Annotated in this window: 20 protein-coding genes, 1 tRNA gene and 1 pseudogene; 10 read left to right on the forward strand and 12 right to left on the reverse strand. The window is 57.0% G+C overall.

From position 1 onward, the window contains the following. On the reverse strand, positions 1–188 hold a 188-nt coding region (locus AC1D2R_RS28755; protein WP_477972796.1), incomplete at its 3' end, for a helix-turn-helix domain-containing protein. Between the two features lie 357 nt (positions 189–545). Then, positions 546–674 (reverse strand): annotated as a pseudogene (locus AC1D2R_RS28760) (non-homologous end-joining DNA ligase); the annotation flags it as partial. A gap of 248 nt (positions 675–922) precedes the next feature. On the opposite strand from AC1D2R_RS28760, the gene AC1D2R_RS28765 reads away from it, so the two are divergent. From AC1D2R_RS28765 to AC1D2R_RS28775, 3 genes are all read left to right on the forward strand, one after another. Continuing rightward, positions 923–1336, forward strand: coding sequence for a hypothetical protein (locus tag AC1D2R_RS28765; protein WP_477972798.1), 414 nt, complete (start codon positions 923–925; stop codon positions 1334–1336). A 527-nt stretch (positions 1337–1863) separates the two neighbouring features. Then, positions 1864–2010: a hypothetical protein gene (locus AC1D2R_RS28770; RefSeq protein WP_477972800.1), complete on the forward strand. Its 147-nt coding sequence runs from the start codon at positions 1864–1866 to the stop codon at positions 2008–2010. A gap of 290 nt (positions 2011–2300) precedes the next feature. Continuing rightward, entirely contained in the window at positions 2301–2519 is a 219-nt protein-coding gene (locus AC1D2R_RS28775; RefSeq protein WP_477972802.1) for a hypothetical protein, read from the forward strand. 153 nt (positions 2520–2672) lie between these two features. Here AC1D2R_RS28775 and AC1D2R_RS28780 read toward each other — a convergent pair. Further along, positions 2673–2788 (reverse strand) — tRNA-Ile (locus tag AC1D2R_RS28780). A gap of 248 nt (positions 2789–3036) precedes the next feature. Here AC1D2R_RS28780 and AC1D2R_RS28785 point away from each other — a divergent pair. The 7 genes from AC1D2R_RS28785 (at position 3037) to AC1D2R_RS28815 (ending at position 10589) form a co-directional block, all read left to right on the forward strand. Further along, a complete protein-coding gene (locus AC1D2R_RS28785) occupies positions 3037–4716 on the forward strand; it encodes an autotransporter domain-containing protein (protein WP_477972804.1) in 1680 nt (559 codons plus the stop codon). Positions 4717–5942: 1226 nt separating this feature from the next. Beyond that, on the forward strand, positions 5943–7142 hold the full coding sequence (locus tag AC1D2R_RS28790; protein WP_477972805.1) for an IS256 family transposase: 1200 nt from the start codon (positions 5943–5945) through the stop codon (positions 7140–7142). A 181-nt stretch (positions 7143–7323) separates the two neighbouring features. Beyond that, positions 7324–7446, forward strand: coding sequence for a hypothetical protein (locus tag AC1D2R_RS28795; protein WP_477972807.1), 123 nt, complete (start codon positions 7324–7326; stop codon positions 7444–7446). 156 nt (positions 7447–7602) lie between these two features. Continuing rightward, positions 7603–7923: a DUF982 domain-containing protein gene (locus AC1D2R_RS28800; protein ID WP_477972870.1), complete on the forward strand. Its 321-nt coding sequence runs from the start codon at positions 7603–7605 to the stop codon at positions 7921–7923. Between the two features lie 498 nt (positions 7924–8421). Further along, on the forward strand, positions 8422–8661 hold the full coding sequence (locus AC1D2R_RS28805; protein ID WP_477972809.1) for a DUF982 domain-containing protein: 240 nt from the start codon (positions 8422–8424) through the stop codon (positions 8659–8661). Between the two features lie 488 nt (positions 8662–9149). After that, positions 9150–9449, forward strand: a complete 300-nt coding sequence (locus AC1D2R_RS28810) for a hypothetical protein (RefSeq protein WP_477972810.1) — start codon at positions 9150–9152, stop codon at positions 9447–9449. A gap of 360 nt (positions 9450–9809) precedes the next feature. Beyond that, positions 9810–10589 carry a phosphodiester glycosidase family protein gene (locus AC1D2R_RS28815; RefSeq protein ID WP_477972812.1) on the forward strand — a complete coding sequence of 260 codons (780 nt, stop codon included), beginning with the start codon at positions 9810–9812 and terminating at the stop codon, positions 10587–10589. Between the two features lie 337 nt (positions 10590–10926). On the opposite strand, the gene AC1D2R_RS28820 is transcribed toward AC1D2R_RS28815, so the two are convergent. The 9 genes from AC1D2R_RS28820 to AC1D2R_RS28860 all read right to left on the reverse strand — a co-directional run bounded on the left by AC1D2R_RS28820 (position 10927) and on the right by AC1D2R_RS28860 (position 21779). Next, a complete protein-coding gene (locus AC1D2R_RS28820; RefSeq protein ID WP_477972814.1) occupies positions 10927–11190 on the reverse strand; it encodes a hypothetical protein in 264 nt (87 codons plus the stop codon). A 65-nt stretch (positions 11191–11255) separates the two neighbouring features. Further along, on the reverse strand, positions 11256–12404 hold the full coding sequence (locus AC1D2R_RS28825; RefSeq protein ID WP_477972816.1) for a DMT family transporter: 1149 nt from the start codon (positions 12402–12404) through the stop codon (positions 11256–11258). A gap of 10 nt (positions 12405–12414) precedes the next feature. Beyond that, positions 12415–13656 (reverse strand): type III PLP-dependent enzyme domain-containing protein, encoded by a 1242-nt coding sequence (locus AC1D2R_RS28830; RefSeq protein WP_477972818.1) that lies wholly within the window; start codon positions 13654–13656, stop codon positions 12415–12417. Between the two features lie 48 nt (positions 13657–13704). Continuing rightward, complete coding sequence (locus AC1D2R_RS28835; protein WP_477972819.1) at positions 13705–16302, reverse strand: bifunctional diguanylate cyclase/phosphodiesterase; 2598 nt, start codon at positions 16300–16302, stop codon at positions 13705–13707. Between the two features lie 652 nt (positions 16303–16954). Then, on the reverse strand, positions 16955–17944 hold the full coding sequence (locus AC1D2R_RS28840) for a sugar kinase (RefSeq protein WP_477972821.1): 990 nt from the start codon (positions 17942–17944) through the stop codon (positions 16955–16957). A 17-nt stretch (positions 17945–17961) separates the two neighbouring features. After that, positions 17962–18777 carry a carbohydrate ABC transporter permease gene (locus AC1D2R_RS28845; protein ID WP_477972823.1) on the reverse strand — a complete coding sequence of 272 codons (816 nt, stop codon included), beginning with the start codon at positions 18775–18777 and terminating at the stop codon, positions 17962–17964. Continuing rightward, entirely contained in the window at positions 18777–19718 is a 942-nt protein-coding gene (locus AC1D2R_RS28850; protein ID WP_477972825.1) for a carbohydrate ABC transporter permease, read from the reverse strand. The genes AC1D2R_RS28845 and AC1D2R_RS28850 overlap by 1 nt, the downstream gene beginning before the upstream one ends. Further along, the gene (locus AC1D2R_RS28855; RefSeq protein ID WP_477972826.1) at positions 19718–21046 is read right to left on the reverse strand and encodes an ABC transporter substrate-binding protein; all 1329 of its coding nucleotides are present in this window, start codon (positions 21044–21046) and stop codon (positions 19718–19720) included. Before AC1D2R_RS28855 ends, AC1D2R_RS28850 begins: the two co-directional genes overlap by 1 nt. 55 nt (positions 21047–21101) lie before the next feature. Further along, positions 21102–21779 (reverse strand): GntR family transcriptional regulator, encoded by a 678-nt coding sequence (locus AC1D2R_RS28860; protein ID WP_477972828.1) that lies wholly within the window; start codon positions 21777–21779, stop codon positions 21102–21104. Between the last annotated feature and the right edge of the window lies 1 nt (position 21780).

Below are 21780 nucleotides of genomic sequence, written 5' to 3' on the forward strand. Positions count from 1 at the left end.
TCCAGAAGGGAAGGTCGTTTCCAACCCTGCGGCCGCGGTGTTGGCTCGCCCTCCACTGCTCTTGCAATCCAGCGGATCGCCGTGGAAACCCCAACGCCGAACCGACCGGCAGCCTGGCGGGCAGACATACCGGTAGCTGACGCCTTCAAGACTCGGATCCGAAGATCATCGCTCAGTGCTCGTGCCATCATCAACCTCCTATTCGTAGAGAAGTTGAATCAGCTTCGGTCGTTCTCGTCACATCACGTTTGATTCATCGATCACAGGATCTGCTCTAGCCTATTCATCGGACCCACGATCGGCGAGATCTAACCGATGATATGCAAATTTACTGCCATCCTTGTCTTAGCGGCCGGTATTTTAACCGCTGTTTACGCAAGCGGAGGCCAAAAATCCTATCCATCCGTCTGGCCAGAGATCCACTCTCCCAAGACAAGCCGCCTTGTGCTCACTGATTGAGCTCATAACCAGCCGGATTGCCCTGAACTTTCCTCAGGCGATCGAGCATAGAACTCAGCTAAAGCGAACCGCGCTATTGGAGGCCGTCCCGCCGATCCGACTTGGGTTAAATCGTTCCCCTTCCGAGCGGCGAGCATTAGATTGCCAATCCCGCTTCTGGCCGACGTCGAATGTTCGTAGCCGACGATCATGAAGCTGTCGCTCTGGAGGCACTTGCGCCACACCTTCGCTGAACCGTCCAGTTTGGCGCCCTGTTCATGAGCGAGTTGCGCTTCGTCAGGCGCCAGCCGGTGGTTCCTGCCGAAATACTCCGCGACCCAAATTCGAAGGCGCGGGGCTTCCGACTGCCGATGAGCGAAAACACCAGGTGATCGCAGGGAACGGCCCGGCGCGATCCTTCATCTTTCCTTAGACAGGCTCTGGTAGCAAAACTGGGGATATCCCGGCATGAAAGGCTATGGAAATGCATCGCGTAAGACACGCACTTTGGGCACTCGCCTTCAGCACGGCCACGGCGATTGCGTCGATGGCATCGGCGGGCGGCTTCGAAAACATCATCCTCTCCTCGGAAAAGGATGCCGAGGCCACCGAAGGGACCTTTGCGGCTGATACCGCCAAACTGTTCGTGTCAGCCGACCTGACGGATGAGGTCAAGTCGAACGCAAAGATCAGTGTGGCCTGGATCGCCGTCGATACTGGAGGCGCTGCACCGGCCAACTACAAGATCGACGAATCAAACTTCGATGTCGGCATGATCGACAACCACATCGACGCATCCCTGAGCAAACCAGAACAGGGATGGCCGGTCGGCGTCTACAAGGTGATCTTGTCCGTGAACGACGAGCCCTTGGAAAGCGTTGACTTCTCGATCAAATAGATCCCGCCCTATGTCGCGCCGCAGCCATGGCGCCTCGTTCCTGGTGCGTCGGCTGCAGCGCGTCACGGCAATGGCATGGCCGTTGACGACCTAATTTTAGGCCACGATACCTGAACGCCTGAAGCAGCATGTGTCAGGCGGTGCGCGAGCAAACGATCGATCCACAGCAGCAGAGACCTTAGCTCGGCTTGTAGCAACCTTTGCCCCTGACAAGTGACTGATCTCGTTGAGATGATGACCCCCGCCTCGAGTGAATAAGGCGGGCATTTGGGACGGCACCAGGGGGATTGGCTGCCCCGTCGCTACGGCTCGATCACGGAGATCGCCGCATCGTCCTGGACCTTGCGACGTCCTATGCTCGGAGCGCTATCCTCACATGGAAATGCCGCGACGGGTCTAAAGTGGCACCCACCATTTGATGATGGCTGGGATACCGCACTTAACCCTTCGCGCGATCGTTACCAACAAAGCTCAGCTGTCCGGGGTCTGATCTTTTGCTTATACACGTGCCGAACAGGGAGAGAGCTATGCCGGAAACTTTACCTGCGGACGTCGTTGAAAGACTTGAGCGTGAATGGCGAATGATCGATCGGGATCGGCCACCCGGTCCCAAGCAGCCAAGGATTGTCGAATTCGAGCAACTACCATTGAAGATCGGTCGCATCGACAACTGACCCCGCCAAGCGATTGGTGTGACTGGGCACCTCATTGCCCGCGGAGCGCCGCTGGCGCTCGATGTGCTCCATCCATTCTGTATCTCCATCCATTCTGTATTAAGCACGAGGTCCCGTTGGCCATGGGCGCCACCCCACTTGTCGGGTGATCTGGTTGCCGCGCCGGCCTTCCGTTTTCTCTTGGCAGATTTTAGCGCTATCTGAAGTAGGAATAACCAGCGGACGCCCCCGGTTGACTTCAACGGCCTATGTGAGAGGGTAGCGCATTCGGACACCGCGAGCCGCCCATCATGACGCCAGAACGTTTTAGTGAATGCCTCCTCCATATTCGGTGGACGCCGATTAATATCGCGTCGGCACTGCAATGCGAGTTGTCGTGGATCGAAGCGCTGGAAGCTGGAAACGAGCAGGTTCCGACCGGACTTGCATCCTGGTTGGAAGAGTTGGCAAAGGTGCACGAAGGGTTACCAGCGCCGACGACTTACCGAGGCAAGCGGTCAAAACCTTGATCGACATCCGCGGCGGGCGGAACGGCTTTTAACACCCTGCAAACGTTGAAGATCGGTCTTCGGACGCGGAAATCGCGCGTGTGCCCAAATCGCAGTTCTCGGGCACGCTTTTCTTTAGCGAATCCTGCAAAACATTGTCTTTGTTGAGATGTTTGGTGGGTGATGCAGGGCTCGAACCTACGACCCGCTGATTAAGCGCCCCATCGTATATCGCGAGAAAGCATGCGGTTGCTATGAGTGACCCTGTAAAATAAAGCCGGAAATCACCCAACGATTCCAGCGCGGTCAAGGGCAAACTGTAAAATGAAATCCACTGTTTTTCCGCGCCTGTGGATAAAGCTACTCTGGTCAGATGACCGAAGAACCCAAGTACAAATGGCGCGAGCCGTGGCCCGGCGAAGGAGCGTTGTTGCAGACTTGTCACGGGATCATAACTTCCACGCTGAGTTGAAAATTCAGTATTGCCTTTGCATCTATTTTGGGGCCGTAGATCATCCCTACGATTGGGGGATGAATCATGCGCAAGAACTCTGTCCTGCTGGCGAGATCAGCCATTGTGCTGTTTATTTTGACCGGTGCGGTCAATGCGGAGACACTCGAAACTTCATCTGTCTGGAACGGAAGCAACTACATATCGTCTTATGGCGTTCCCAACACGGCAACCTATGGGCAGACCTTTCTTCCTACCGCGACACAGACCAGTCTGCTCGATTTCACCTTCTATCTGAGCCTGGCGTCGGGGACGCCGACGCAGAATCAGGCGTTCGTCTACCAATGGGATCCATCCACCAGCCGCATCGTAGGCTCGGCGCTCTACCAGTCTCCAGTCCTGAATGCGCCGAGTGGTGTCGCTTACACTCCAGTTACCGTCACTACAGGCGGCGTGACGCTGCTCGCAGGCACCCAATACGTTGTCTTCTTCACGACATCGACTGTAACGGGACAGGCAAACGGAGTGTATCGTTGGGGGTCGGTTGCGACGAACACCCCTTACCCAGGCGGGCAATTCGTCTATCAAAACAATGGGACAAATTTCGCAAACCTTTCGGCGGTCAGTTGGTCAGCAATCGCGCAAGATCTAGCCTTCATTTTCAAGTTCGCCGACCCGGCCGCTGCTATACCTGTAATACCTGTGATCCCCATCGACATAAGCCATTCCGGCGAACTCGGTACGGCAGCCGTAACATCTGGCCTAGCCTCGGCCGATCTGTTTCTGGAACAGATAAGTGACCCTTTCACTACTGACCTCGGGGTACTGGTCCCGAATCAAGTAAAGCCGACTGCCTATTATCCGGCAGCCGCGTCAAACAGCGCCGCTACCGCGCTCGCAGCGCTCGCCGGTAACTCCCAGCATAAGAACGATCCGCATTCGGCGTGGTTGATGTGGGGCGCAGCCTACGGCGGAGCTCAGGATATTGACGGCAACGCTGTCGATGGAACGGTCGATGTTCATACCGCCAATTGGGGACTGACTGCGGGTTTTACGCGTGCGCTTGAAGAAGGTAAGATCGGCTTTGCACTCGGCGGCGGCGGATCAACCTTTTCTCTTGGCGACAACCTCGGTGATGGTCACTCCGGTGTCTTCAACGCGGGAGTGTACGGCACACGTACCTTTGGCAACGCTTACCTCTCAGGCTCCGGCGGTTATGCCTTTAACAACATCGATACGTCGCGCGTCGTTGGGGGTGACAACCTCACGGCCGACTTCAACGCGAATACGCTCTTCGGCCGGATTGAGGCTGGGTATCGAAGCGAGACGTCGGTTGCGATTGTAACACCCTACACAGCGCTGCAGGGCGCAGCATTCTTTATGCCGAGTTACTCCGAAAAGGCGTCCGGCTTGGGAACATTCGCTGTTGATTACGATTCACAAACGGAAACAGCTCTCCGCACCGAACTTGGCGCCAGATTTGATCACGTTCTCCCGACCGAAAGTGGAAACGTTCGCCTGACGGGCCGTTTGGCATGGGCGTGGAATGCGGAAACGGCGCGGACAGTCACGGCAAATTTCCAGAATCTCGCGTTGTCGAGCTTCAACGTCCAAGGAGCTGAACCGGGTCGGAATGCGCTTCTGGTTGACGCTGGCGCTGAATTTGCCGTGCGCCCAAACATGTCAGTCAATCTTGCTCTCAATGGAGAGTACTCAGGTGATGACATCGCGTACGGGGCGTCGGCGAAGCTCAAATACCGCTGGTGAGGCAGGGAACAATGGATCTGGGGGCGAGCCACATTCCTTGGAGACGGCAGACGGTTATGGCCAACCGAGGATGGGCGCCAAATGCCCGAGAAGCAGCTCAATTGGTCGAAGAGACCTATGAGAAGCTGAAGCAGATGCACGGCCTTTGAGATAGGCCGCGTGTGGCGTCTCAGCGCAAAAGCTTGGCAGCTAAACGCAAGTGAAGCCGATGATGCTTCCCCATCTACGATGCGGTAATCTGCCAAGGAGTGATCGATAACGCAAAGCTCGCAACACTCGACGCCGAATACGGGTTGGATATTGTTCTGGCTGTTGGTGTGGCCGCCGGTCGGATTATGGCTCTGTTACAAGGGGATGCAGACGACATTAAGGGAGTTGCCCCGAGGACGACATCCAAGCCGCACGAGCCAGAGACCTACGATCCGTACCCTCCGGAAAAAGAGAGCGTGTCAATTGGCTCCCTAAAGCCATTCCGAGCCGGGGATTAGTCAATTAACGGAGGGCTGCTCTCTGCTGCCTCTCGTACGCTTTTGGCCGCGCACCTGGATGTATTCTTCCTTGACCATCAGCATCCCGGCAACCTGGGCAGCAGCGACAAAAGCCGCCCTCGCCTATTCAGGATCGCGGACGCACTCCATCGCCTCAAGGCACATCTTCTGCGCCACAACCCATTCTTTACCACGATCGTCTTCTGGCCAGCGGTAAACCAGGGCTATATGCCAGGTCCTCAAGCGTCACGTGGCAACGCATAGTGATGCCTTTTCGGCGCTCCACGGCGACGATCAGCTCTCGGATACTCAGGTGCACGCTCATCGCAATCCTCCAAAGGACGAATCAGATGACCATTCATATTTCGCCAGTCAAGTCGCGAATATAAGATCTCACTAATTTTCGGGTTTTTGGCTCTGGCGGACACGAATCCTATCAAGGAACTAAATCGCTCGAAGGCGGTTTCCATCGTGGATCGCGTCGCGCGGATTCTCCAAGCACCACCGCGGCGCACCGTGTGCCCCAGGTGCCGATGCGGTCCACCATCTCCCAGAAGCGAAATAAGCCGCCTCCCCGGATCGTGTCCCGGGACGTGGTGTAGCTGACTGGAGGTAGCAAAGCCGAACGCCCGCGCGCTTTTCATAGCGCTGTAGCGGGTGGTTGGGTTTGCGGGCGGCCATCGGTGTTTTCCGCTAGGGTCGGGTTGTTCAAAGACCAACCTGACGGAAAGACCACCGATGACCAATGACATGATGAACGTGCGCTCCCTCGTTGAGAAGAGCGCGGATGCAGATTTATTGCGTGAGATGATTGGCTTTGCCGCCGAGCGGCTGATGGAGCTGGAGGTCGGCTCGGCCACGGGTGCTGACTTTGGTGAGAAGAACCCGATGCGGCTCGCTCAACGCAATGGCTACCGTGACCGCGATTGGGAGACGCGGGCTGGAACCGTCGAGCTTCGCATTCCGAAGCTACGCAAGGGCAGCTACTTCCCCAGCTTCCTTGAACCGCGCCGCATGGCAGAGAAAGCTCTGACAGCCGTTATCCAGGAGGCGTACATCCAAGGAATATCGACGCGTTCTGTCGACGATCTCGTCAAAGCCATGGGGATGAGCGGCATTTCCAAAAGCCAGGTGAGCCGCTTGTGCGAGGAGATCGACGTCAAGGTGAAGGCGTTCCTCGACCGCCCCATCGAAGGCGAGTGGCCATACGTCTGGGTGGACGCGACCTACCTCAAGGTCCGGCGCGGCGGCCGCATCGTCTCGGTCGCCGTCATTATCGCAGTCGGCGTCAACAACGACGGACGGCGCGAGGTCCTGGGTATGGAAGTCGGCACGTCCGAGGCCGAGCCGATCTGGACAGAGTTCCTGCGCAGGCTGACACGTCGAGGATTGCGGGGCGTGAAGCTCGTCGTCTCCGATGCGCATGAAGGTCTCAAAGCCGCCGTCACCAAGGTTCTCAACGCCACCTGGCAACGGTGCCGGGTTCACTTCATGCGGAACGTCCTGGCACATGCCGGAAAGAGCGGCAGGCGGGTGGTATCCGCCTTCATCGCAACGGCGTTTGCCCAAGAGACGCCGGAGACAGCCAGCGCTCAGTGGCGCAGCGTTGCCGATCAGATCAGACCGAAAGTGCCCAAGCTTGCCACCATCATGGACGACGCTGAAGAGGACGTGCTCGCCTATATGACCTTCCCGAAAGAGCACCGGGCAAAACTCCACTCGACGAATCCAATTGAACGTCTCAACGGCGAAATCAAACGCCGCACCGAGGTCGTCGGCATCTTTCCGAACGACGAAGCCATCGTCCGTCTCGTCGGTGCACTGCTGCTCGAACAGAATGATGAATGGGCCGTCCAACGCGCAAGGTATATGACGCTTGAGACGATGGCCCAAATGAGCGATGATCCGCAAATCAGTCTGCCCGCTGTGGCACGCTGATATCCCCTCCGACCCGACGTCGGAAAGCACGGCAATCAGCCGTCAGCTACACCACTCCCATGGACACGATCCCTCCCCGGTTTAGGAGAGGCCGCTGTGAGTAGGAAATGGCACATCGTCGCTTCGACTGTACATCCTACAATAGATCATTTCATGCTGTTCTCGCGTCAAGGAGAGCACCATGAGCAATGAATTCACCGTTCCATTCCACGTCGCAACGCAGCTTCCCAACGGCAGTTGGCACATATTGTCAGTCAACCCGCTGGGTTATGCCGAGGCTAGATTGTCACCTCGGCGAAACTGATCGATATCATCGAGATTGGAAGAAATCGCGGAGGTGCGAAGTTGGGGCGATGGTGGCGGAACCCGACCCGCTACTACGTCGCTCATGTTCCCGGAACGAATCATCTCCTTGCCCGTTGAATCGCGTCTGCAGCGGGAGGATGCGATGCAACACGATATGTCAGCAGTGCCGATACGCTGGATTGCGATTGCGACAGAACCGGGAGAATTTGCTATAGTCACTAGTGTTGCGGACCTCGGGACGACGCTGTTGAGCAGTTGGCCGGATAATCAGAGAGGGGACCTGTGGCGAGGCGCCGTGTCTGCATGTTTGCGGGCGCTAGATGCGCAGATCAACGGCAACGGAGCTCGCGAGGTCTTTATTCTCGCGGCCCGCGATGCGAACATATCGCTGATCCTCGACCCTACCATGCTTGAGCCACCGGGATCAGCGCGAGTTGCGAAGAAGAAGCACACCTGGAGACCGCCGGCTCACTGAGACTGAAAACTGAATAGTTATTGGCAGGATTGCAAGAAACCGCGGCGCTGGAAGACTATATCACCGGCTGATAAGGCACACGGAAACGAAGGGCAGCCAGGATGTCGATTGAAGGTCACTCGAAAGCGCCTGGCGCCAATATCCACGTTGAGCATCTATGCTCCGTGGCCGGCTGCGGAAAGTGGGGAGGTTTCGGCTTCTCCTCGGCGGCCACCCTTGAAACTCGCTGGTGGTGCTGGGAGCATTATCCGCACAAAGAGACGCCGCGCCGGTGAAAAGGAGCCGCAGCGCCCTATCTTAAGCCTATCGAAGCACTCTAGCGCGATGTTCAGCACGAAATTTGCCTCGCCACTCTTGGCGGGGCATTTTAGCGATTGTGCGGGCTTCCCGACGCCCCCTCTCTTGAACTTACGCCTTCAACTTTTACGACAAGCGAGCGTAAGAATCTTCACAAGCTGGAGGTATTGCGGTGGACATTCGACATCGGAACTCCCCGTCATGATCGCGTGCCAGCGAAGCGGGCAAGTTTACACAATCGCCACCACGCGTGACGCAGTGGAACTACTGACCACAGCTTGGCCGGTTGCCCAAGGCAAAGCTTTCGTCTCGGCATTGGAACTGTGTGAAGGTGTCACAATCGGTACATCAACCCCCGAAGACGCGAGGCTGGCCTTTCTAGCAGCTGCAGATGAGGCCAAGGTAGCCTACGACCTGATCGTACCAATAGCGCCAATTTAGAGAATTCGCCTCACATGTCATTTGGTCGGTTTCTCTTCGCTTGGGCTCCAATGGTGGGTGTTTTGGCACCGCTGGGGCATTGGCCGCCGTTTTTTCATTTTGCCTCGCCGAACATGTTGTGCAAGCAAGGTCGGCGGCCTGCAATTTGCAGTACTTAGTAGTTTTTACCCGAGGGGTTAGTCGGGCGACATACCTTTCGAACATAGTCCGACAAGATAGGATCGTCAGCCAGACACTCTTGAAACCTCTTCTCGTCGAGTTGGCCGAGTCTGTAGGCTTCGAGCAGATTTCGCTGTTCATCGGTCAACGCGGGGAGATGCACCGCCGCGGGCGCGGCTTGTCGCGTTTCTCCGACTGCTTGCGGTACGCTCATCACCTTATTTTCGAATTCGGGTCGCTGAGATGGCATGGCGGTTCCTCCTTCCAACAGAAGAACGGCGTACCGGGCAATCCAGTTCCGCCTAGCACTATTGCGCGCAGGCTTGCTCATGGCGGTCAAGCTTTTCGCTTGGATCCGGCCGCCACTTCTGACCCTCGAAGAGACGACCGAGCTCTTGGCGCGCGACCACCACCTCACGGAACGTCTTTACCGCCGCATCAGTTCGCTAACGATCCTCGGGCAACTTGGATTGTTCCGCGACACAATCCTGGTTGAAAGAGCTGATACCGAATTGTGGGTCTCAGTGACCGAACAGCGACTGCGCGGCCTTCATTTCTCTTTCACAGCCCATGCTATTCTTGACCGGAGAGACGCGATGGACTATCTCGCCGCCGCCGTGCTCGCATGAGGCGGCGACAGGAGGGTCCGGCCTGACGAGGAGGTCGGGCCCTTGCTACCAGCAGGCAGCCATTCGAAAGCGGTGCTCTCCTCCAAAAACCGAAATCTACCGGTGATGCTGCGGCCATCGGCAACCTTCTCAGGCTGATGACGAAACTTGAATACCGGTTTCCAATGATCACCAGGCCAAGACAGGATGATAACCTGCACCGCAAAAGAGCGCAGTATCACTTTGCGCCCTCCTTCACTATAAGTTGTTCATGTCGGATCGACGACGTCTCGGGATCAGACCCATTCAAATTCCCGCATTTGACAGACAGATGAGTACCGCCAAAGGTGATATGGAAGAAAAAAAGGCGGCGTGAGACCCATGACCAACCTTAGACATGCGGCGCTATTTACAGTTGCGTTACTGGGGGCAGCAATACTGTCCTTGCAACCAGCTCTCGCACAACCATGCGAACAACAAACCTTCGAAAAGGCCAGCTACATCGTTTGTACCCTAGAGGCGGGTAAAGGCGACCTGCGTTTGTTTTGGAAGAACGCCAATGACGAGCCTTATCGCCATCTGTCAAGCGTTGCGCAGGCCGTTGATGCAGAGGGCCGAACGCTAACGTTTGCGGTCAACGCCGGGATGTACCTTCCCGATTTTTCACCATTGGGACTTTATGTCGAGAACGGCCGCGAAATGCGACCCGCCAACACGGCTGGGACGGCTGGAGTTGCCGGCCCCACCGTACCGAATTTCTATAAGAAGCCGAATGGGGTGTTTTTTATTGACGAAGCAGGTGCCGGCATCCTCCCGACAGATGAATTTCTAAAGGCGCAACCCAAGGTGCGGCTTGCAACCCAATCTGGTCCGATGCTCGTTATCCAGAACAAGGTGAATCCGATCTTTATTGTAGGATCTACAGACAGAACGCGTCGGAGCGGTGTGGGAGCCTGCCACGGTGGCGCGGTTACTTTCGCGATTAGTGAATCCAGGGTGAACTTCCATGACTTCTCGCGGCTGTTCCGCGACCATTTGAAATGCCCCAATGCGTTGTTTCTCGATGGTGGACGAGGAGTGGGAATTTACAACCCGGCCATGGGTCGCAATGACAAATCCTGGCACGGCGGCTTCGGGCCAATCTTCGGGCTGGTCGAATAACACTCGAACTGCAAGTGAGCTCGTACGCCGTGGCCATCGGCTGCTGGTTGCGGCTGTCCGCAACAGTCGGGCCGCACTGCCTTCGACGCCAGAATTGGGTCGCCCTCGTCGAATCCGATGGGCAGCGCTCACAAGGACTTTTCGCCACGCGAGTACGGCTCTCTTGGAGGCAGTCGTCCGATGGACGCCCAACCAATTGAAAGCCCCGCATGTCGCGGGGCAACTAGGTGATGAAAAACTGCATAGGCATCAAATCTTGGGAGAAAGCAATAAGTCATACTTATGCAGCCTGGCTTGCGCGAACCTTACCAGATACGGCTGCTTCTATGCACTCGCGCTACTCGAAATAGTAGTCTTGCCCTTGCTTTTGATAGGTAAGCTTTAGCGTCCCGTTCGGCTGGACAACATATCGCTCCGAGATACGATAGCCGAACTTGCTGAGGAACGTGTTGCTGATGACCGTGCCCGGCTTATAAGGGGAATGCATGACCTTTCCCCCATATGTGAGGCTTCCCGGGATAGGATGCAGATCAGCGTACGCGGAGGTGCAGGCCGCCAAACTCAATGCACCTAACGGGCCGAAGATCAAAATAGTGCGCATGACACGCTCCTTTAAAAAAAGCGGACAACAAGGATACACTATTGTCACGGCTGTTGGCTTCCGGTTCATGCAACCAGTCGGTCAGACTGCGGTGAGCTCTCGCATTGGTCCCAGATATGGATCGTGACGCCCAACGCATGAAGGAGTTCCGCAATCTCCCGATCGTGTTTGCGGGGATCAGAATAGTTTTTCCCGATCTCCACAAGTCGTTCGAGTATGCGGTTGCTAACCGACGCCAGGTCCTGTTTGGTCGTGACGTTCTTAAGGGCTTCAACGAGGTCTCTCGGCTGGTTCAGTTCTCGGCACCGATCGTCAAGTGAATCCGCCCGCGTCTCGCGCTGCCAAAGACTTGCGCTGGCGACAATCGCGCCCCCGACCACAAGCAATCCGGACCACAGCAACGATATATCAAACACTGCCGTCGTGAACGTCGCAACGAGTGCGGCGCCTATGAACGGCTCGACGTATGCGAATGCTCCAAGTGCCTGAATGTCACCACGCTTCAGCCCGTGATCCCAGAAGTAAATCGCAAGGCCCATCGGCAGGCACCCAAGGGCCGCCATCGCCAGCCACTCAGCTCTGTCTGGCTGAACCCATTCTTCGAGGCTCAGATGGGCCACGAACGAGACAACTGCGGAAGCTGCGTAAAACACTCCGAGTGTAGAGGTCGGGACTTCCGGCAGCGTCCTTGTGAAAACTGAATAGAGGCCCCAAAGGGCGGCGGCGCCTCCTATGAGTGATAGATAGAACGCCGCGCCGCCCTCGGCCACTGACGAATACCCGCCGGTATCGATGAGGATGAGAACGCCACCTAGCCCCATCGCCGCCCCGACGATATGCCACCATCTCAGCCGCTCGCCTGGAAGGAAAGCCGATCCAAGAACGATCATCAGTGGGGTGGTGCCCTGAAGGAAAGCCGCCGCGGCGGGCGGGGCCTTTTGCGTCGCATAGTAGATACAAGCGTGGTAGCCAACCAGCGATCCAACCATCAAGAGCCACACACCCATTGGCTGACGGAAGGCCGCCAGCGGGTGGGTGCGCGTAGCCAGCCAGACAAGCGGAGACATCGCCGCTGCGAAGAGAAATGCAATTGCAACGGTTTGAAGCGGAGGAATGGCGGTAGTGTAAGTGACGAGCGTTGTCTCAGTCGCCCAAAGCACGACCCCGACGGCGCCGATCAGGGAGGCGGTTATCCGGTTTGTTGCCCCGCTCACCATCTGCCGCTCAAGCCCCGATCGAGACGATCTGGTCGGTGAAGAATCCGTTAAAATGCGTGCGCATCGAAAGGCTATATGCCCCCATCATTCCAACCTCGATCCAATCGCCTTCTCGGACATCGGCCGGCAGATTGAATGGAGCGCCAAGAACATCGTTGGAGTCACATGTCGGACCCCAGACCTTGAAATCAACGTTCGATGAGGGTGGTCGAACGCCACCACGGATGAGCCGCACGGGTCGGCGTTCCTGCGGATGACCAAGTTCCTGCAAAGTTCCAAATATTCCGTCATTAATGAACAGATTGCGTTCGCGGCGCATCACGACCTGGACAATGGTCGTACCGGATGTGGCGACAAGCGCGCGGCCCGGCTCACACAGGATAATACAGCTCCGTGGCAGGCCGATTTTGCGCGAGGCGCGAGCGATCTGTCCGATGTATTGCTCCCGTCCGGCAATGTCATCTCCAGGATATGGGGCGGGGAACCCCCCGCCGACATTGAGCACGCTCAGTTCGACACCGGCCTTCCTCGAGACCTTGCCTGCAAGCTCAACGGCATTGGCAAACGCATTTGGAGCCAGGCACTGTGAACCAACGTGGAAAGAGATTCCCGCCCTGATGCCGCGATCGTGGATGAGGTTCAACATCCGAACTGCATCATCCGGCTGGGCACCGAACTTGGTGGAGAGCACGTAGCGCGCTTCCGCCCCACGAGTTGCCAGTCTGACGGCAATGACAAGGTCGTCGCCACCGCCCGTTTCGTCGATGATCTTTTCGATCTCGTCCGCGCAGTCAGCTGTATAGAAGCGAATATTATGGCGCTCGCTAGCGACGCGGATTGCCGGACGCGTTTTTGCCGGATTGTTGAAGAACTGCCCTGCGGCCTTGCCAAACAGGCTGTCAATCAGTTTCACCTCATCCAACGATGCCACGTCGAAATCTGTGATGCCCGACCTAAACAAAGTTTCGAGGACATATGGGTGGGGATTGCATTTTACAGCATAGAGTGGCCGACCGGGAAACGGCTGGAAGCTTGCCGCAGCGTCTCTCAATTGTGCGGGTGCGATGCAAAAGACCGGTTCAGATGGCTGCAGTTCATGGACGACCTCATCGACACTTTCGAAGTTTCGAAGAGGACTGCCGACCTGCCGCGCTTTTTCGAGGGCAGGAAGTGCGCCGTGAAGCTGTGCCTGAAGTTCTCGAGGGGAGAAGCCCGTCGACTGTTCGGCCGATAAAGCGTGCGCATTCATGTTCTTGGACCTGGTTTTTAAATGATTTTGTTCGTGTGCTTGCCGACCCTATGCGGCAATCTCATCAATCGACTTTTGGTAATCCCAGTTTTCGATAAAGGCTGCGATCTCTGTCGCCGTAACCGGCTTGCTGAAGTAGTAGCCCTGCAACTGATCACATCCCTCCTGTCTCAGGAATGCTGCCTGTTGAGAGGTTTCTACCCCTTCGGCTGTGGTGGTCATATTCAGGCTCTGGCCGAGGCTGATGACGGACTTGACGATGGCGCCTGATTTGTCCTTGCTGCTCATGTCGCCAATGAACGACTTGTCGATCTTGATCTTGTCAAACGGGAAGGAGTTCAGATAGCCCAGCGATGAATAGCCGGTTCCGAAATCATCCATGGCAATTTTCACGCCGAGCGCTTTCAGTCCGCTCAGGATTTCAAGAGCAGCCGTGGCGTCGTTTATGAGCACACTCTCGGTGATTTCGAGTTCAAGGCGCGCAGGCTCGAAACCGGTCTTGACCAGAACCTGACGAACGGTCTCGACCAGCTCTCTGTTTCGGAACTGAACCGGCGAAAGATTGACAGCCACCCTCACATCGTCCCACTCGAGCCCCTGGCGGCAAGCGGTTTCGAGAACCCACTCGCCGATGGAGATGATAAGGCCGGTCTCTTCAGCCAGCGGAATGAAGTCTGCGGGAGACACCAGGCCACGAACGGGGTGGCGCCAGCGCACCAGCGCCTCGACGCCGGCAACCTCACGTTTTTGGAGATCGATCAAAGGCTGGTAGTGAACCTCAAGCTCGTCCTTGAGAACGGCTTGACGCAGATCGTACTCCAGAGCCTTTTTTTCCTGTAGTTCGGCATCCATCTGGGCTTCGAATATTCTGTAGGTCGCACGCCCACCCTGTTTTGCCCGATAGAGGGCAATATCTGCGTTCTTGAGGAGGCGTTCAGGATCACTGCTGGTCGTATCGGCAATCGCGATCCCGATGCTCACGCCAATATGGAGGTCCTGGCCTTCAATCGTGAAAGGTGCACGTACCTCTTCGATAAGCCGACGGCTTAGTTCCTCCGCTTCCAAAGGTTGGTTCACACCGACCTGGATGATGGCAAACTCATCGCCGCCCAACCTTGCGACCGTGTCGTGCTGGCGAATGCAGCCCATGAGGCGGCTTGATAGCTGTTGCAGGAGGACGTCGCCGGCTCCGTGGCCAAGCGTGTCGTTGACCTCCTTGAAATGATCCAGATCGAGGCAGATGATCGAGATGCGCGAGGTCTGTTCGGCATTTGCAGCCAGCGCCACGTTCAACCGCTCGCGGAAGAGCACGCGATTGGGAAGCCCCGTCAAAGCGTCATGGTGGGCAAGGTGACTTGCGCGTTCCTGCGCCTCTACCTCTTCCGTGATATCAGTTGCAGTCCCTCTGAAACCAAGGAATTCACCTGTTGGCGCAAGGATTGGGCGACCTGCCAAACGGCATATGCGGGTGTGGCCGTCGGCGTCGCGATAGCAGCAGCGCAGATCGCGGAAAGATGTATGATCGTGCGTGCCTTCTATCAGTCGTCTCCAACCGTCTGTGTCTGAGTCGCTGGAGAAGAATTGCTTGAACGTCTTGCCGAGCACGCTCGCTGCAGCAAGGCCGGTGACCTCTGTGAAGCGGGCGGAAAAATAGACCAGCCTCAAGGTCTGATCGCTCTCCCAGATCCAATCCGAGGATGCTTCGGCGACATCCTTGAAACGCACTTCGCTTTCCTTAAGCGTCTGGGCATAGGCCTCCACCGTTTTCGCGGACTCCTCAAGCGCTTTCGTCGAACGGCGGGCATTTCTGACGACAAGAACAGCGAATGCCGTGAGCACCGCCAGCACAATACCTAGCGGCGGCAGGATGAAACGAAGGAGTTGGTAGCCTGGCTTAAAAGGCGACCACGTGATCAACCCGAGGAAAACCCGATCCTGCGACATCAATGGGATTGACGCTTCAGCGCTGTTTGCCGCTTCGAGTGAAATCTTCAGGTCAGAAAGCAGGTAGTCATGTCCGATCCGGTCGAGGAATTTCTGGTCGAGCAGCTTTGCGAAAACAAGCATTGTGAGCTCTGACGATTTCACGCTCGACCTTTCGACGGACGGCGGGACCAGGCCATTGGCGGCCACGAGATAGATGTCGCTGCCTGACTTGATCACACTCGTGACGGGATCGGTCTGAATGGAAGCTACATGGAGGAGATCCCGCAGGCCGCGTGGCATGACCGATAGCGCCTCTACCTTCTGCGGCACCCCATTGATCAGCGCGTAGACCGTTTTCCCGCTTGAATCGACCGCAAACGCCATCTCATAGCCAAGGCCTTCGTAGATGTTTGCTCCAATGTTGCCGTCTGTGGCTGCCCATTCCAGGTCGACTTTTTCATGCAGGTTTTTATAGGCATCTTCCCAGACGGTATAGTCACGCAGGTTTCGTCCAACCTCGCGCGCTTTAACCTGAAGGGCTGTCGTTGCAAGCTTCGTTGATGCATCAACTTCCAAGTTGTTTTGCTGACGCGCAGATAGAACAACAAAAGCAATTACGACCAGGATGGCGACCACCAGAACGCTTGCCATCGGAAAGACTATTCGGCGTGTAAAGTCCTTGCCGGAAAAAGGCGTCAGGTCAGAACTGGAAGTGCGCATTGCATCCTCGCTGTTTTTATCTCAAAAATCTAATCTTAGATCCGCAAATGATTTGTTAATATTGGGAGTATCTCTCAAGTACAGTTAACGACGGATAACCTTAATTTAGACTACTGTATTTCAGCGAATCATAATATTGACGGCTGTGTATAGTTGGGAGAGGAACGCCGGGCGTCATTCCGGAGTTTCCAACGGCCTGCAATGCCAGTTCGCAAAGGGGTTTCGTGTAACGAACTAGGGGCTTGGCCTAACGAGCATTTCTCCCCCTCGACATGCGCAGGCCGCACAGACTGGTTGCCGGCAGGACATTTCCAATGCAAGTATCTTGTACTCGTTTAAATGCCGCCGCGTGTTGCACTAGACTTTACAGTCTCTTGAATAGCAAAAACACCTTTGCTAAGTGTGCAGCGCCGCTTGAATAGCGTCCTCGAAGCCATCCTGCCTACCACCAGTTGTTGGCGCGCGGCGGTCATCTAGGTTCGAAGATCATGTCTTCGCCCACGCTTGGCATTGGCGACGATCGCCCGTCATCCCGTGACGATAGGAACACGCCGCTAAAATCCACCAGACAGGCCAAGACGGACATGTTCCGCTTGGTAGCCGACATCACGTCAGAAATGGCAGCGGCTACTACATGAAATTAGGATCGGCATCAGGCAAAGGTCTGCCGGCCCGGCGGCTCGATTGCCGCACAAGCGCTCCAGTCTAGCAGGGCGTCGCGAAGCTCGGCCCTGGTTGGCGCGCCGGTGCGTCCGCCAAAGACCTGGCACTTCAGCGCCGCCGCCATGGATGACCATCGCATTGTCTCTTCGATCGGCATGCCTTCTGCGGTAGCCAGCGCAAATGCGCCATGGAATATATCGCCAGCCGCAAGTGTATCGACGGCCTTCACCACAGGAGCCGCAAGACGGACGATTTTGCCGGTTGCGTCATCGAACCAGACGGAGCCGTTTTCGCCGGCAGTGACACTGATGAAGGCATGTTCGAACTTTCGCTTCAGATGGCCGACGACCTCCACCAGATCAGCCGTTCCGGCGAGCCGCTCAGCGGCCGGTTGTGAGAACACGATGTGGCTGGCAGCCGGTGCGAGCATCTCGATCACGCCATCGCCTGCAACGTCGCCATCGAGAATGGCCGGCTTGCCCGCCTCCCTGGCAGCCAGAAGCGACCGCATCGCGAGCTTCGGCCATCGGACATCGACCAGCACTGCATCGAAGCGAGAAACGTCCTGTGCCGTGACCGGCTTGACCGTATCATGCAGCCCCGCATCGTAGAATGGTACGATCAAGCGCTCGCCCTGATCATCGATCAGGATTGTCGAAACCGCCGAGCGGGCGCCTTCTGCCTGCACCATGCCACTGGTATCGATGCCGCTGTTGCCGAGCTCCGCAACGATGCGTTCACCGATAGCATCATTGCCAACGGCACCCCACAGGCTGGCATTGCCGCCCAGCCGCGCAACTGCGAAGGCCGCGCTCGACGCCATGCCTTCGGCGACCTGAAGCATGTCGTAGGGCAGTATTTTGCCCTGGCCAATGGGCAACGAGCGCACGCGAAACAATGTGTCCAGGACCGCCGCGCCGACACACAGAACGCGGCGTGCCGGCCCCGGCGGGGCGTCGAAGGCAAATGGCGTTGTCAAATCCATACCCTCACCGCTCACTTGACGGCTCCGGCTGTCAGGCCGGCCACGATCTGCCGTTGCGCAAAGACCGTCAATATCAGCACGGGCAAGGTGACAATCAACGCCGCCGCCGCAAGCGGACCCCAACTCACCTGTTCGAACGAGAGCATATTGTAGACAGCGACTGGAAGCGTGCGTGTCTGTCGACTGGCGAGCACAATGCCGAAGACGAAGTTGTTCCACGAGAAAATGACCGACAGGATGAAGGCGACGACAATGCCGGGCCTTGCAATAGGCAGAGCGACCAGGCGAAAAACCTGCCAGGGTGTCGCGCCGTCGATGCTTGCAGCCTCCTCCAGCTCCATCGGTGTCGTCTCGAAATAGCCGATCATGATCCAAACGACGATTGGCACCGTGACCACGAGGTGAATGATGATCTGTGGCAGCAGTGTGCCGAGCAGGTTGAGCCACTGGAACAGCAGAAAGAGCGGGATCAGGAAGGAAAGCCCGGGCGTCATGCGCGCGATCATGATGACCATCGCTGACTTCTCCGCCTTTAGACGCGCGATGCCATATCCAGCTGGCACGCCAATAAGCAGCGCCAGAAGCGTCGCTGCGCCCGTTACCAACACCGAATTCCAGAGGTAGAGGAAGAAGTTGTTCTCCTCAAAGACCTTCAGATAGTTCGACCAGGCGAAGCGCTCCGGTATGAAGATCGGGGGATAGGCGCCATTGTCGATTTCATATTTCAACGACAGCGAGATCATCCAGAGGAAGAACAGGATGACTGGCGAAATCATCACGAGCGCAACGAACAGCAATCCTACGCGATCGAGCGTTCTGCGCTTCATCAGCGTGCCTCCCCGTCGGACCAGTTGGCACGCTGGCGGAGCATCAGAAGAACGAAGGAGATCAGAACGATAAGGATGAAAAAGACGACGGCCATGGCGGATCCGTAACCGATGTCGTAGTAGGAAAAGGCAGTGTTGTAGAGATAAATGTTGATCGTCTCCGAAGCCGTGCCCGGGCCGCCCTGGGTCATTGCATAGATGATGTCGAAGCTTTTCACGGCATCGATGCTGCGGATCATTACGGCGATCATCAGGAATGGCGCGATCATCGGCAGTGTCAGGTAGCGGAATTTCTGCCAGGCATTGGCTCCGTCGATCTCAGCACTTTCATATGGCTCGCGGGGGACCGCCGCCAGCCCGCCAAGTACGATCAGCATCACAAGAGGCGTCCACTGCCAGGTCTCGACCAGAACCAGCGAAGGGATGACGCTGCTCTGGTTATAGATCCACTCCTGCGGACCGATACCTATGAGGGAGAGGAGGTAGTTGAGCACGCCGAGCTGCGGATGGAACATCATGGTCCAGACCAGCGCGATGGCCACCGGCGTGGCCATCATCGGCATCACGAATATGCCGCGCAAAAGACCGCGCAGCGGAAATTGCGTATCGAAGATCAGGGCTGCGAGCGTCCCCAGAAAAAGGGGCGCTACCACCGAGAGCGTCGTATAGAGCACGGTATGCCCCAGTGACTCCCAGAAGCGCATGTCGACGGCCAGGCGGGAATAGTTGTCCAGTCCGGCAAAGACTTGCGACTGGCCGAGCGTCCAGTGGTTCACGCTCATCCATAGCGTAAACACCCATGGAAAGACGATGACGGCGGCGATGACGATCAGCGCCGGGATGACAAAAGGCCAGTAGTTGGGAGCAAACCGACCCGGTTTGCTCCTTCCTTTTGAAGCCGCGTTGGCCACTGTGGCCGTTTCGATGCTCACCGAGGTCATTACCCCTCGCTTCTCGCCAGGACGGGTTCGAACTGGGCCGTCGCCGTCTTCAGTTCTGCTGCAGGATCGGCGCCACCGATCATGTTGGTCAGGCCGACGCCATAGATGTCACGAAATTCCGTGACCGGTATGATGACGGGCAGCGTGAGCTGCGAGACCTTTCCGGAACCGACAACGGCGTCGAGCCAGGCGCTGGGCATCTTGACGCCTTCACGAACCTTTGCATCCTGAAGGATGGACTGGCGGAATGGAACGCCAGCACCGGCCTGCAGCAGACGGGCCCCCATTTCATGCGAGATGGCCCATTGGCAAAAGAGATAGGCTGCTTCCTTGTTCTGACTTGCAGCGACGACACCAAGGCCGTCGCCGGTGGTTGCCGCGGCTTGCGCCTTCGGACCTTTTGGCATTATGCCATACCCGACCTGGCCGACAACGCGCGACTTTTCCGGGTTCTCGATCGGCGGAGCAAAGCCAACACCGTCCAGCCACATACCGATCTTTCCCTGCAGGAAGGCTGATTGCGCCTCAGCCCAGTTGAACCCTGAAACGCCGGGAGGGGCCGTCTTGGTCATCAGTCGTTGGTAGAGGGCGGCCGCATCGACGGCTTCTTGCGACGTCGTTCGCAGCTTTCCGTCCGGACCGAGCGGGCTCGATCCATAACCCAGCATCAGCGTTGTCCAGACCGGCGTATTGGCGTTCTTCAGGCCGCGAGCGACAAAACCGTAGGTGTTGGTGGATGGATCGGTGAGCGCCTCTGCAGCACTTGCCAATTCCTCGAAGGTTGTCGGGTAGGAAAGACCCTTCTTCTCAAACAGCGCCTTGTTCCAGTAGATGATCCAATAGTCGACCGAGAACGGAAGGGAACGCAAGACGCCGTCGGGATCCTTGGCGAAGGTCATTCCGGCCTCGGCGAAATCGGTCTCCACCAGCGATGGATCGGTGAGTGACGGATCCTTGAGAAAGCCGCTGATATCGGCAAGCCAGCCGCCCTTTTCGAACTGTCGTTTCTGAACATGGTAGCTCATATGCACGACGTCGAAGCTCGGCTTTCCCGAACTCAGCTCAATGGTGGTCTTTTGGCGCTGCTGCTGTTCGGGCGTCGCTTCAGCATTGACCTTGATACCGGTGAGCTCCTCGAATTCAGGCAGGTACTTGATCAGCGTTTCACTGCGTGGGCTTTTGACCAGGTTGACCTCGAGCGTGGTGCCGGCAAAGCGCTTCCAGTCGACGGCAGCCGATGCCGATCTCACGCCGAGCATGCTACTTGCGCCAAGAGCGGCGGTTCCCGCCAGAAAGCCGCGCCTCGTCGGATTCATGAATGTTGGCATGCGTTTTCTCCTCCTTTTGCCGGCGATCTCCTCACCTCCGGCTGATTGTTCAAAATTATATCCTGAGCGCACGGTCCCTTGCATGGTTGATGTGTGCGACAAGGCTGTTGACGGCGTCGTCCACCGATCGTCGTTCGATCGCCTCAAGCACCGTCAGGTGCTCGCCCATCACAGGGCCGACGCGACCGTCAATGCGGAAACGATCCTGACTGATCAGCCGCATCTTGATCGAGTTCACGCCGTAAGCGTTCGAAATGATTGAATTGCCAAGCGCATCGATAAAGGCGTCGTGCATGCCCCAGTCGACGGCTTGTGCACGCACTTCCAGTTCGTGCGACGCATCGCCATTTCGAATGGCGTCGGCGATATCCCGATGCTGCTTCAGTAGCCTGGACACTGTTTCATCCGACGCAGAGCGGGTGAAAAGCGCCACCGCTTCCTTTTCCAGAAACACGCGCAGCTGAAACGCTTCGCGAATGAGGTTGAGATCAATATGAGCGATCTGTAACCCGCGCTGCGGCACGGTCTTGATCAGTCCTTCGGCTTCAAGCCTCGGGATAAGTTCACGGATGGCACCAAGCGTCAGCCCAGTCAATTCCACGAGACGGCGCTGCGAAACGAACTGGCCGGGACGCACGTCACGCGCGAGGAGATGGCGCGTGAAGCTCTCATACGCCTTCTCCCGCAGTGTCGGCTGTTCGTCCGTTCCGTCCATCGCCTCCCCCAGAAACATT

It is taken from the genome of Rhizobium sp. P1_C7, assembly GCF_056406295.1.